This is a genomic window from Chitinophaga pinensis DSM 2588, from assembly GCF_000024005.1.
Classification (GTDB): Bacteria; Bacteroidota; Bacteroidia; order Chitinophagales; family Chitinophagaceae; genus Chitinophaga; species Chitinophaga pinensis.
In genome coordinates this window covers 3111319-3124520 of sequence record NC_013132.1, presented here as the reverse complement: position 1 = coordinate 3124520, position 13202 = coordinate 3111319, and the positions used below count along the sequence as shown (strand labels likewise).

At 42.8% G+C, this 13202-nt stretch carries 13 protein-coding genes; 10 read left to right on the top strand and 3 right to left on the bottom strand.

The window, feature by feature from the left end:
* Nucleotides 1-91: 91 nt before the first annotated feature.
* Together CPIN_RS12740 and CPIN_RS39170 are read right to left on the bottom strand one after the other, a co-directional pair.
* Nucleotides 92-1120: a reverse transcriptase domain-containing protein gene (locus CPIN_RS12740; protein ID WP_222838200.1), complete on the bottom strand. Its 1029-nt coding sequence runs from the start codon at nucleotides 1118-1120 to the stop codon at nucleotides 92-94.
* Complete coding sequence (locus tag CPIN_RS39170; protein WP_222838161.1) at nucleotides 1077-1394, bottom strand: hypothetical protein; 318 nt, start codon at nucleotides 1392-1394, stop codon at nucleotides 1077-1079. Before CPIN_RS39170 ends, CPIN_RS12740 begins: the two co-directional genes overlap by 44 nt.
* An 828-nt stretch (nucleotides 1395-2222) precedes the next feature.
* On the opposite strand from CPIN_RS39170, the gene CPIN_RS12735 reads away from it, so the two are divergent.
* The 7 genes from CPIN_RS12735 (at nucleotide 2223) to CPIN_RS12700 (ending at nucleotide 8462) form a co-directional block, all read left to right on the top strand.
* Complete coding sequence (locus tag CPIN_RS12735) at nucleotides 2223-2696, top strand: hypothetical protein (protein ID WP_012790212.1); 474 nt, start codon at nucleotides 2223-2225, stop codon at nucleotides 2694-2696.
* A 1024-nt stretch (nucleotides 2697-3720) separates the two neighbouring features.
* On the top strand, nucleotides 3721-4431 hold the full coding sequence (locus tag CPIN_RS12725; RefSeq protein ID WP_187294761.1) for a COG1470 family protein: 711 nt from the start codon (nucleotides 3721-3723) through the stop codon (nucleotides 4429-4431).
* Between the two features lie 45 nt (nucleotides 4432-4476).
* Entirely contained in the window at nucleotides 4477-5499 is a 1023-nt protein-coding gene (locus CPIN_RS12720; protein WP_012790209.1) for an ABC transporter ATP-binding protein, read from the top strand.
* Nucleotides 5447-6478 (top strand): ABC transporter permease, encoded by a 1032-nt coding sequence (locus tag CPIN_RS12715; protein ID WP_148230558.1) that lies wholly within the window; start codon nucleotides 5447-5449, stop codon nucleotides 6476-6478. The genes CPIN_RS12720 and CPIN_RS12715 overlap by 53 nt, the downstream gene beginning before the upstream one ends.
* A 313-nt stretch (nucleotides 6479-6791) precedes the next feature.
* Nucleotides 6792-7109 carry a transposase gene (locus CPIN_RS12710; protein WP_012790207.1) on the top strand — a complete coding sequence of 106 codons (318 nt, stop codon included), beginning with the start codon at nucleotides 6792-6794 and terminating at the stop codon, nucleotides 7107-7109.
* Nucleotides 7094-7966: an IS3 family transposase gene (locus CPIN_RS12705; RefSeq protein ID WP_148230557.1), complete on the top strand. Its 873-nt coding sequence runs from the start codon at nucleotides 7094-7096 to the stop codon at nucleotides 7964-7966. The genes CPIN_RS12710 and CPIN_RS12705 overlap by 16 nt, the downstream gene beginning before the upstream one ends.
* Before the next feature lie 103 nt (nucleotides 7967-8069).
* Entirely contained in the window at nucleotides 8070-8462 is a 393-nt protein-coding gene (locus CPIN_RS12700; protein WP_012790205.1) for an Imm1 family immunity protein, read from the top strand.
* Nucleotides 8463-8839: 377 nt separating this feature from the next.
* Here CPIN_RS12700 and CPIN_RS12690 read toward each other — a convergent pair whose 3' ends face one another.
* The gene (locus tag CPIN_RS12690) at nucleotides 8840-9931 is read right to left on the bottom strand and encodes a M78 family metallopeptidase domain-containing protein (protein ID WP_245552108.1); all 1092 of its coding nucleotides are present in this window, start codon (nucleotides 9929-9931) and stop codon (nucleotides 8840-8842) included.
* 455 nt (nucleotides 9932-10386) lie between these two features.
* Between CPIN_RS12690 and CPIN_RS12685 the strand changes: the two genes are divergently transcribed.
* Genes CPIN_RS12685 through CPIN_RS12675 form a run of 3 tightly spaced genes read left to right on the top strand, consistent with a single transcriptional unit; the run spans nucleotide 10387 to nucleotide 12502 of the window.
* Entirely contained in the window at nucleotides 10387-11730 is a 1344-nt protein-coding gene (locus CPIN_RS12685; protein WP_012790202.1) for a serine/threonine protein kinase, read from the top strand.
* 11 nt (nucleotides 11731-11741) lie between these two features.
* Nucleotides 11742-12173 (top strand): MauE/DoxX family redox-associated membrane protein, encoded by a 432-nt coding sequence (locus tag CPIN_RS12680; RefSeq protein WP_012790201.1) that lies wholly within the window; start codon nucleotides 11742-11744, stop codon nucleotides 12171-12173.
* Between the two features lie 38 nt (nucleotides 12174-12211).
* The gene (locus tag CPIN_RS12675) at nucleotides 12212-12502 is read left to right on the top strand and encodes a hypothetical protein (RefSeq protein ID WP_012790200.1); all 291 of its coding nucleotides are present in this window, start codon (nucleotides 12212-12214) and stop codon (nucleotides 12500-12502) included.
* Nucleotides 12503-13202 lie beyond the last annotated feature (700 nt).

The following is a 13202-nucleotide window of genomic DNA, read 5'->3' as shown; positions in this document are numbered from 1 at the left end:
AATATAATTTGGTTCCGGGTAGAGCGGATCGTTACCTCCCCGCTCCCCCACAGATCCGTGCGAGCAGCTTTCCTGCACACGGTTCCTCTGTTTACGGCTTCGCTAATTGATAACTGTGATAGACCTTCGGTCTTATAAGGGGTATCCATTCCATAGTTAGCTTTGTTATCTTAGCCCATGTCCAGACACGTTTGCCTCCTCGATGGTTTAGCCATTTATAGAGCAGGCATTTAGTCCGGTTATAGTACGTATGCAGCTTCCTGATATTGAATGTTATACCGTAATAGGCATAATGGCCACGTAGCTTCTGGTTCAGTGCTTCTATAAGTTCAGCTATGGGTAGCTTATGTCGATAGAACTTGATCCAGTCACTTAGCCGTTTCAAAGCTGCATTCAGTTTCTTACTACTTGTTTTACGCTTAAGGATACGCTTTCCATTTCGGCTTTTACTTATATAATGAGTAAAACCTAAGAAGTCAAACGTGGTACGGGGATGACCTTCTCCATCATCGTCCAGGTCTATTATTCTGGTCTTGTCTGGATGCAGGGTCAGCCCATATTTACTTAATCGTTTGGGTAGAACTTCCATCACTCGCAATGCATCTTCCTTGTTGGTAAATCCCAACAAAAAGTCATCTGCATAACGGATCATAAAGCTGTCATCCTTTAGTAATCGCTGGATTTGCTCTTTGAACCAGGTATCTAGTACATAGTGCAGGTAAATGTTACTCAGTAATGGAGATATACTACCTCCCTGAGGAGTACCTTCCGTGGGATACACTACCTGACCGTTCTCAAGTATACCTGCCTTCAGCCACTTGTCTATCATTTTCCTTATCACACCATCTTTTATCTTCAGGTCAAGGAACTCTCGCAGGCAGCCATGGTTGATGCTACCAAAGTAGTTTTGCATGTCTGCGTCTATAATATAACGCATCCGGTTCATGCTCACTTCTCTGGACAGTGCTTCTACTGCCTGGTGTTGGGATTTGCCGGGCCTAAATCCATACGATTCATGATAGAATATCCCTTCATATATTGGTGTCAGTACACGCGATACAGCCGTCTGCAACAGCTTATCTTCCACTGTTGGAAGACCTACGCGGACGTAGCTTTCCATCTCCTTTAGGTATAAATACCCGCCGGATGTTGGGTGCACGGTAGTTACCGCTTCTAAAGGCCGTCAATAACTTTGGGATTCTCTCATTCCTTTGTTTATTGTAGTCAGTCCATTTCTCTGCATCTACTCCGCTTGATCCCTTCTTATTCAGGGAATCGAAGCAGTCATGCAATAGCCCGATGTCAATAAACTCGTGCAGGTTTGTCAGCGCTTCTCCCGGATACTTCCTTGCCCGGGCCGCTATCTGCATCTCTACTGTTAACACTTCTTTCATGTCTCTGGTACATTTAGTGTTGCTAAGATGCTAGTTCCGTAAACAGACATCCCCCTTCCCTACTGAGTGGCTTTCATAGAGCTGATTTCCCACCCTTCTAACGGTACTATGAGGATGCTAAGACTGCCTTCGTCCTTCTCCTTACCTTCGATCTCTCTCGGCGCGGATACCTCCCGATATCGCCTTTTCTTGGCGCTTAACAAGGTGACGATATAAACCTTGGAAGCCTGGATTATTCTTGCTCGGTCAATCCATTAACAACCGACTTTCGTTTGGAGACGTTAGGCTCTCCTGTGTTCCCGTATTACCCCTGTCTGCCTTTGATATGTTCTTAGACCCCGGTCGAATCACCCCCACTCGTCTATAACGCAGGTTTGATGTTGCCTTAGCTTTTCGAACAACTAAAGCTTCAACGTCCAGGACAGTTTCGAGGCTCAATAGCATACCTTCAGCAGTCGCTGTCTACGCTTCGTGCCATCATCTCTAATGACTACGCAAGACTCGCTTCCGGTGGTTGACTAGACCTTGTCGGACAGGATTAAATACCTGCCGGGTAATTTCGAGGTGTTTCATTTATAAATCCCCACCTCACGGACTTTGCACAGCGCAATCGATAATCTACCGCTACTGGGCACAAAAAATAGAAATCTGCTCTAGTAGCGGATTTTCTGTTTTAAGCATAACCCCTTTTTTCCCTAATCCACTCTTAATCAATCTATAATAGGTTCGATTCCTGAAATGGCGTTATATCAAACAACTCATTCACCTACAAATACCACCCATGTGCAAATACGGATTTAGACTAACTTAGCTGAAGTATTATCCTCTATGAATTATATTGAAGAAATAAGAGCTGGTCTCAAAGAAACTTTTGATCAAAGAATAAAAGAAGTCGATGGTGAAACGTTTATCTCTCCATCAGGGAATTTCAGATTAGAAGCAAACGAGTTGTACGATCAGAAATATGCCATAACAAGAGCTCAGATTTACCAGCAATCAACCAATGAAAAAATATTTGACTTCCTGGTTAGTGAAGACAGGATCCTTTACTCTTGGCTGGAAACAAACAACACAGAATACATGGTCTGCGCAGAAGATCTGTTTGGAGGACAGACCATCATTGATCTGACTAATAAAAAGATGGCAAGCTATTCTCCCAAGGCGAACGGTTACATCTGGACGAATTTCCATCTGTCGCCTAACGGAACCCTATTAACCACAATAGGCTGTATATGGGGCGGGCCATACCTTATGAAATATTTGACTTTACAACTCCATGATACTGCCATTACCAGAATTTAAGGAAATTGACCTTCTGGACAATGACGAAGAAATCATTCGCTGGATTGATAATGACACGCTGCAGATGAAAGGGTTTCAAAGAGAATACGAACGTGAATATAACGATAAAGGTTGGATGAGAGTTAAACCAGTAAGGGAAACTCCCATCGAACGCACTGTCAGTATACGTTAAGATGTGGATTTGCCTTTTTTGTATTATCAGGGTCTGCTCGTTACATAGTTATCCAAACTAGTAGAGGTAGATTCACAACATTCTATCACTCTATCTTGCGGGGATCAGCTAAAAGTGAAACAAAAATTTGTGTGAATCTGAAACTTACTAAAAGGCTAAGCACGAAGAGAAATACATAGAACACATTGGGGATGTTTATGCAATGATGACTAATTGTCCAGTTTGAATGAGGTACAAACTTAAATAAACGAGGCGGCTAATAACATTATATTATACTGAATAGCATCTCTCAAATATTTTAGCAGTCTTGGATAATATCCCGCATCTTTCACAAACTGCATCCTTCTGCTACCAATCGAATTAATAATTGTTAAAATCGTCAAGAAAAGACCAATAAGTGTAACAGTGAGTGAAAAAAGGAGTTTCGCACATCAATAACGACAAGCTATTAATATCCAATCGGTTAGGGAGAAATATCATAAATAAAACAAGGAAAAGAGAAATTATCCACGGATATAGAATTTTACACTACCCCTGGACACCCACACCTTAAAAACTTGTTAAATTTTTTTTACCCTGTTCTATATTTTTCTCTATGTTTTTAAATTGTCACCCGTTCTATTCAATTATATTGGTAACGATATTACACTGACATTTTTTGAAAACTATCATTTTATAAATTTTAGTTATTGGATCATGTTTACAAAATCACCCTCTATTCGCTTGCGCAAGCCGCTAGGAACGCGTTTTTCCTATTTATTATGCCTCGCCTTCTTCACAGGGCCAACACTTTTAAATGCACAAAAAACTACCTCTGCTACGGGTGCTAATGACAATTTCACGGTAAGGTTAATGAACATCGAAGCTCCGGCAAATGAAACCTTCCGCTATAGTGCCACCCTGAAAAATCCTGGCACTACAGCCTTAATCTATGAGCTCTCTGCGGATGCACCCGCCGGCTGGATCGTAAGCTTTCGCGCCCAGGGTACGTTAGTAACCTCACTCAATATGTCCGGTGCAAAGTCAGAGGAGCTCTCCGTGGAAGTGAATACTTCTCCGAATGTAAAACCGGGAAAGTACACGATTCCCATCCGGGCAGTATCTCTCCACGACACTCTTTCCCTGGAGGTTGAAGCTGTAGTGAAAGGCAGCTACAACATCATGCTCACAACGCCTACCGGCCGCCTGAGTGATGAGGTTACGTCAGGTGTCCACCATGATATCCACCTCACGGTAAAGAATACCGGTACCCTTCCACTGAAGCAGCTCGAGCTTTCTGCTCAGCTCCCACCCCAGTGGGAATGCACCTTTGAGCCGGCAAAGATTCAGCAATTGGACCCGGATGCCTCACAGGAGGTCATTGCAAAAATAAACGTGCCTGACAAGACTATTGCCGGCGATTACGTCGCTACGTTCACTGCAAGGAGCCAGGAAAACAACACGCAGGCTATTTTCCGCATCACCGTAAAAACGTCCTTACTGGCAGGATGGATCGGCATCCTGGTCATACTCGCGGCTATAGGCATCGTCTGGTATCTCATACGTAAGTATGGCCGGCGATAACGGCATCTCCATTAAATATACCTTTCCACAACAACAAAACACATCATGTTACAGATGAACGATCCTATCATACAACTGAAAGGGTTGACAAAATGCTATGGGAAGAAAAAAGCAGTGGATGGTCTTGACCTCGCAATCCGCAGAGGAGAAATATTCGGTTTATTAGGACCTAACGGTGCCGGTAAAACCACCACCATCCTTATGATGCTAGGCCTCACAGAGCCCACAGAAGGCACCGCGTACGTGTGCGGATTTAATGCTACCCGAGAGCCAATTGCCGTAAAGCGTACCGTAGGTTACATGCCGGACAGTGTAGGATTCTACGATAGCATGACCGCCCTGGAGAATCTGCTTTACATTGGCCGTTTAAATGGTCTTCCGGAGCACGAAGTAAAGACAAGAGCCACAGAAACGCTGGCATTGGTAGGCCTTGCAGGTGACATGAATAGAAGTACATATACCTTTTCCCGGGGAATGAAGCAGCGCCTGGGGCTAGCAGACGTACTAATCAAAAAACCAGCCGTCATTATCCTCGATGAGCCGACGCTCGGCATTGATCCCGCTGGGGTGAGGGAATTTCTCACACTAATCAGACAACTCAGCAGGCAACACGGAATCACCGTATTGATCTCCTCCCATCACCTGCACCATGTACAGCAGGTATGTGACAGGGTAGGCATTTTCGTAAATGGCAAACTGGAAGTGGAAGGCAACATTGATACCCTTTCCGGAAACTTACTGGACCGCGAAGGATACTCTACCACCGTCACACTTGTCAGGCCCATTATACAACCATGGCCGCTTATGCCAATCTTTTCAGAACTGGATGCCGTGAAAGAAGTGTCAGTGCAGAACAACTGCCTTACCTTCTTCTGCACCCGCGATATCACACCTTCCATTGTACGCCTGCTGGTGGACAATGGATGCGACATAACCGGCGTACATCAAAAAGATTACGGCCTGGATGATATCTATCAAAAGTATTTTGAAAACAATGCAGCTGAAAATACAACTCATGAAAAGTCTGCCAGTTTCCTTCAAAGGACTTTCCTTAAAGAACAACCGTAGCAGTAACAGGTACACCGCCTGCCAAGCTCCTTCTCCCTTTCGCGTGATGGTGCGTAAAGAGATTGCAGACCATATACGTAGTTGGCGCCTCATCGTTATGATGTCACTCGTCTTACTCACTTTCGTGGTTGCCATGTACGTATCGCTCTCCGGCATCAGGAATGCTACCGGCAATCTGAGCGATCCTGATCACACTTTTCTCTACTTAAAACTGCTCACGGTTACCGACAAAGTAGTGCCGCCCTTCCATGTATTTGTAAGTTTCCTGGGGCCACTGCTTGGCATCAGCCTTGGTTTTGATGCCATCAATGCAGAGCAGAGCAATGGAACGCTGGCCAGGATCATGGCACAGCCGGTATACCGGGACAACCTTTTGCTTTCCAAGTTTGTGAGCGCGGGTATGGTCGTGACAGTTTTCTTCACTTCCCTGGTATTGCTCATGGTAGGTGGTGGTCTGCTCTTTACCGGCGTACGTATAGAACCACAGGAGGTATTAAGAATCTTCACTTTTACCTTCTTCAGCATTATATATGTTGCTTTTTGGCTGTCGCTTTCCATCCTGCTGTCTGTGCGCCTCAAACAAGGTGCTGCAGCAGCATTAGCCGCTATTGGAATATGGATCTTCCTTACCGTATTTTACCAACTCCTGGTAAAACTACTGATAAGGGCCATACTCCCCGCAGATCCGGGTATGTTGTCGCAGGAGCAGATCATAGGATATAACAATATGATTCTTGATCTGTTACGGATAGCCCCCAGCCAGCTATATACAGATGCCACTACCACCTTACTCATGCCATCCGTACGCAGCCTGGGTCCGGTAACTATGGAGGACATGGCAGGTGCTGTGCCGGCGCCGCTACCCTTTAAAGAAAGCCTTATGATCGTATGGCCGCAGGTAAGCGGATTGCTCGCAGCTACTACCGTTTGCTTTGCATGGTGCTATTACCTGTTCATGAGGAGAGAGATCAGGAGCTAACTTTCCTGAGCCGATCACTTCAAATGGTTTACTCAGGCGTCAATCTGGCTTTTGTGATTTAACTTATTAATCATCACAATTAATTGGTTCGAATTTATACCAGCATTGGGCACCATAAATGACAAACCTGCTCATAGAGCGGGTTTGTCATTTATGCATATATCGTCTACTTTATAATTAGTTGATATTGAATCCCCAAAAGTTCGATTCCATCTAAGCTTTTTATTGCCAATGCTATATCATCGCTTACCATTTTGGAACCGCTACATTTGTGAGGACACAGAGTTAAGCTCGTTTTCTTAACTTTGAAGTAATGAGTAAACAACAAAGACGTAGCTACGATAAGGCCTTCAAGCAGATGGCAGTAGAACTTTATCTGAAGGGCAAAGCTGCTTCAGATGTTGCTAAAGACCTTGGTATAGGAGTAGATATGGTTCGTCGTTGGACCAGAGAGCATAATGAGAGTGGCACACGCAGTTTTCCTGGCAATGGGAAGCAGGATCTGACACCGGAGCAAAAGGAGATCCAGGCTTTGAAGAAAGCACTCAAGGAGGCGGAAATGGAAAATCAAATCCTAAAAAAGGCGGTAACCATCTTCTCCAAGGAAGGCAACAAATATTCAGGTTCATAAAGAATCATAGTGGCAAATTTGATGTCGGGAAGATGTGTAAAGTGTTTAAAGTAAGCCGCAGTGGCTATTATGCCTGGTTAATTAGAAAACCTTCAAAACAGGCGATTGAGAATCACGCTCTAAGCGATAGAATTGAAGCAATATACCGTTCTGGCAAAGGCCGGTATGGAAGTCCTAAAGTAACCAGGGTATTCAAATCAGATGGAATACATGTATCACAACGGAGAGTAGCCCGGATCATGAGGTCAAAAGGGCTCCGTAGTGTAATTGTAGGTAAGTTTAAAGTCTGTACTACGGATTCTAATCATGACAAAGAGGTATCTTCTAACATATTAAACAGAGAATTCACTGCAACGTCACCATCAGAAAAATGGGTCTCAGACATTACATATATCCGTACAAAATCCGGGTGGCTCTATCTCACTGTCATTATGGATCTGTTTGACAGGAAGATACTGGGATGGGCGATGAGTAAAGGGATGACAGCAGCAGAAACAGTAGTAGCAGCGTGGAAAATGGCTATCAGGAACAGGTCTGTAAAAGAGCATATGATCATCCATTCAGACAGAGGCGTACAATATGCCAGTCATGAATTTCGGATATTGCTCAAATCAGGTCAAATAAGGCAAAGCATGAGCCGTAAAGGAAATTGCTGGGATAATAGTGTATGTGAAAACTTTTTCAAAATTCTCAAGTCAGAAACAGGGTTTAACAGCATTTACGATTCCTTTGAGGTTGCCAGAAGAGAAATATTTGAGTTCATAGAAATCTGGTATAATCGAAGGAGAATACACTCCCGACTGGGATATATGACACCTGAACAATTTGGAAATTCTTTAATCAAACAAGCGGCTTAACCTGGTGTCTATTTTTTTGCTGCAAATCCGCACTGTCAGCATACGTTAAAACAGTCACATCTCCGATCATTTTTTATTTTTTAAGTCTTATCGGTTTATACATATGAAACTTAGCATTGATAGCTGGATAGAAAATCGTAATTATAGCAACGACAAAGATATCAAGGAAAGCTATGAAGCCGTTACCGCCCTCCAGACTCTGAACGGGAAAAACGTAACACAGCTAATTGTTGGTGATATTAATGGATTTATCCTGATAGGCGGTGGCCCTGAACTGTTTGTTGTCACCCAAGTGGTTGGCGAGGATGAAGCATTCTTCAACCTGATTAACCCGGAGTGTGTTTCTGATGAAGAAGAAATCAGCCTCGTAACGGGTGGTCAAGCAGGCGGCTTCCCAAAAAAAAACTGTGTGCCACTGGCACTTGCAGAACAGGCATTGACATACTACGTTAAGCACGGCGACCGCTCACCATCACTGAGATGGGAAGAAGAATAACTGATGTCAATATTGAAATCTATTTTCGTAATTTATGTATTATCAATATAATTTGGTTAGAAAACACGCCGCTACTGGGCACAAAAGCAAAAGGTCGGAATCTCCGACCTTTTGCTTTTAAGGTGGTCAAGATCTTTTCTGGCCCTGCTTATCAGTTCGAGGATGATGTCGTAATAACGCTGAGCTATCACATGTACGATTTTTACTTCATCCAGAATTCCAATGAATTAAGGTTCTTACTTGACTATACTGCGAATAGATGATCTTAGTTTCGCTTCTTATCTGGATTCGTACCCCCCGCAACAACGAAAGCTACAGAGAAATACTATTTCCTTATATTATCTATTATATAATGAAAATTGGATAAATTAGATCTATTAACGATTCACCTGTTGGAATACCAAGTCCTTATTATCCATAATAAATTGTTGTCCCTGCAAGAAGTCACTTTTTATATTAGGGGTTAAATAATTTATCCACGCTGGTGATACTTCATTACGTATGTAAGCAAATAATGCCAACGAATATCCCCATTGTACTTGTGACAAATATCCTTGCGACTGCCATTCATAATAGTTTGAACCCCTAAATGATCTAAATGCATTGTTTGCATTAAAAATGCCAAGTCCAAAAATTACTGTTGTTAAATCTGTTAAGTGTTCATTGTTTTCATCTATGCGATTTTCTCCAAGTAATTTTATATGGGCAATTTCATGAGCCAGTGTAGCAACTAAACTCTCAGGATCCAACAATTGTCTAGTATTCAAGAATATTTCATACTTACCATTTTCATTCATCCCGTAATAAAGGCCCGCAGCATTCTTATCATCTTTGTCAGCTTCCAGGAAAAGATGGCCGGCGCCTGATATTTGATTAGCCTCTTCATCGTAGAAATCTAGCTCAATACTATCAGACGATACCTCCATTTGCGTCGCCACAATTTTCATGGTATCATAAGCAGATTGCTTTGTTCCGTCATATTTAATAGGAAAGGTGTTATAATCAGGAATCAACACTTTCCGTAGTTGTATATTTTCTATAAAAAAGTCTTGTAACAAAAGAAAAGCCTCTTCCAGCCATAGCCTATTTTGTTCAGTAACAGGACATCCCTCCCGTTTCTCATCCATAGGAAAGGAACTCCCCCAGTTATTATAGTCATCCTTTTCTGCTGGTTTCTCAGTTTGATAGGTTCCTTCTTCAGGTGCTTTTCCCAACATATCTATTCCAATACTGCCAGAACCACTGCAATAAAGACAGACGCCAGGACTCCATGTCCCGTTCTGCTTTAGCCTGACTATATCATCATTATCCATGTTTCCTTTACCTAAACACCTTGGGCAGGTTAATTGCTTTGACGGTTCATTTATTCTAAATAGCCGGCTAAAAAAACTCATTCTTTTTAGTTTAATTAAATCAGGGATTCGTATGCCAAATTTAAGCAAAACACTTATAGTAATATATTTATTCATATGAAAATTCGACTGCCGTTTATATTTGCTTCCAAGGCAGGTTGCGTCGCCAGCAAATGCGAATAGTTCTCCTACACGAAATACAGGAAAAAAACTTTTATCGGTTTAACAACACAGTTGACCAATGACTCCCCTTATACGCTAGAATAAACTTTACTTTTCAATAGCACTATCATTAATAACCTAACTCATTAGTAATCTTCCCCAACTGGTTCGAAAGAGCTCCGGCTACTGGGCACCAAAGCGAAAGGTCGGAGATGTCTCCGACTTTTTGCTTTTATAGTCGTCTGAGCCCGCTCTGGGCCTCTGACTATGCACTGAAAAAAGATTGCATCACGTGCCAATAAGTTATGAAAATAGCGTGCAGACAAATTGCAGCAGATAATAGTAATTTAGGGATACGTTAACCTGCACGTACTAATAATTACCCTATTGAAAATGAAAACCCCAAAGAGATGCTGCAATATCCAAGCCTGGAAAAGGCATTCGAGCTGCCATTAAAGGAAAATGATAAACTGTTGAAAGCATCCGGAGTGAAATTCATAGACGATCATATCTGGCTGAGATCTGGTGAATTTAGGGCTACACATGGCTGGCTGATTTATTTGTCGGTGAGAACAGCAAGTCTGCAAGCCCTGCTCAATGACATACTTCCAATACTGAAGGACGGTAATACACCTTTCAGAATCATCAGGAACGAGCATGAGGCCTACAGGCTGCATGCAGGCTTGTATGGGCCGCATCTGATCGGAAAGGGAATCCAGTTTCATGCCCGGACAGAAGGCGAGGGCCGGCATTTGATAGATAGGTTGTTACCTCTCACAGGGACATATGCGGGATGTATTATTCAGGATTGTATACGGATCTCAAATATCATTTATGCACAGGAGGTCAGTAACAGGATACCGCAACCAACAAAAGCCCCCTTCCCATTTACAGTGGAGAAAAAATACCGGAAGCCTGCGTCCAGGAAATTCGTCGGTCTTTTTTACCTACCGGTGGAAGAGCTGAACTATAGCCCCAAAAGCACTATCTACAAAGGTTTTAATTTTAAACGCCCCTTTAAATGGTGCTTGATCAAACAGGGCAACAGCCATACAGGTGATGATCATTTTGGCAGGGATATCCGGGATAAGTTACGCTGGCAGAAGAAGGTGATTAAAGCCCTGGAAGCACATGTAAGGACCCCAAAATTCATAGATCTTGCCGAATATGAGGCATTCTCCTTTCTCGTCCTGGAATATGTAGACGGGGTGCATGCAGGGCAATGGTTGGAACAGATCAGGCAGGGAAAAACCTGGAAGGACCTTGGGACTGATACAAAGAAGATCATACTGGAAGTCTACCTATCTATATTATCACTTGTAAAGCACATGCATGATGCCGGTTATGTACATCGTGATATCAATGAAAGGAATTTTATCATTGACGGCGGGCGCAGAACCTACATCATTGATTTTGAAATGGCCTGTTGCCTGCACGACGGACTTCCTGATCCTCCTTTCACATTAGGTACAATTGGGTATATGTCGCCGGAGCAAATGAGCTATATGAAACCCCATTTCGGTGACGATGTGTATTCACTCGGCGCCCTGCTTGCCTATTTCCTGACAGGAGAGTTACCTGAGCGGATCTTTTTCGGCGAAATGTATACAGTGAGGGGAAAACTGCAGGAGTATGCAGTGGAGTCCCGCCTGGCAGATCTGATCATAAAAATGACCGATACTAACTATTTAGAAAGAGCCACGATGAACATGGCTATAAACCAGGTGGAAGACCTGATCACCTTTTACTTATAAAAATTAATCCTATGAACTGGAAAAAAGCCATTCCCTTTGTTACGTCCCTGATGTTGGTACTGTTATTTACCTATACGGCATTGGACAAGCTCTCCGACATGAGCATCTTTGAGTACGGCCTTAAAGCACAGGTATTTCACAGTGCAATGATCCCCGCATTGAAATGGGGGATACCGCTGACGGAACTGCTTATAGTAATACTCTTGCTGGTGCCCCCCCTGAACAGGATGGGCATCGTGGCCGGCACATTTCTGATACTGTGCTTTACTGTTTATATTTTATTAGTCCTGTCAACAGTGTTCAGTAAGGTGCCCTGTGCCTGTGCCGGCGTTTTCAGAACAATTACCTGGCAGCAACAACTGGTACTAAACCTGATCGTACTTATCCCCGGAATGTTGAGCACGGCTTTCATCTGGCGCAGTATGCGCACGCGAACAATGTAACAGCTTTATGATATTTATTCATTCTAAAAATCAAATCTATGAAAATCAAACTGTCTAATGTAGTACTGGTGATCACTTCGCTGCTGGGTATAGCTGCTGTCACCGCTAAAGAAAGAAGAGAGGAATTCTATTATGAAAAGGATGGAACCGGTGAATGGTTCATCCGTGCACATGGTGGCGCTCCTTATGATCCTACCTGCTGCGTTTCAGGAGGGAATTCAGCCTGTTTTTATATTATCACGAACGAGTTTATGTGGGCGCGTGTGGACGAAGTAGATCCGGCATCTGTTACACCTGTCGGCACGAATCAGACGGATTCCTGCCGTTAACTTGTGAAACCTTATTGTATGAAGGATACCTTTCATACAATAAGGTTTTTACAATACGCAATCTATGGTTATTTTATACAAGCAATAAATACGGCAACAGCTATACCGTAAAAAAATCACCCCGCTACTTTTGATACTCCCAATATCGAGCATCCTATGACTGTTGGGGGCCATTTCAGTATCAACGAAAGCAATGGGCTTCAGATCTATACACTAACTTAGGATCAGATTAATGTATAGCTTGCCGTTATCGTTCAAGACAATTTATGATACTAAATATTTTAATAGTCCGATAAGTCCCCCCTGCTCACAGGCTTCAACTCCAGGTCTGAAAGATGATTGTTGTGCCCATATTAATTTTAAGCAGTCCTGTACCCTTACAGGATTTTTCCCCTTTTTGAGTTGCGTAAATCCTAAACTCAATCAATAAAATTATTTTAGCAGAGAAGATTCAGTGAAAAACTCCCAGGTGCAGAGACCCAAAATAACCGATCTGATTAGCTAAGATGGAAGTGCCTGTTACTTACAGAGATAAAAGTACATGCCAGACAGTGATGAATTGCCTGTATTACTGAATTCACTTAATCTTATTAAGAATAAAACACTTAACACCATACGTGAAATATATACTGAGATTGTCTATAAAAGCAGTGGAGGATTTCAAGCCGGATGCCTTAGAAGTAAAATAGATAATCTCTAT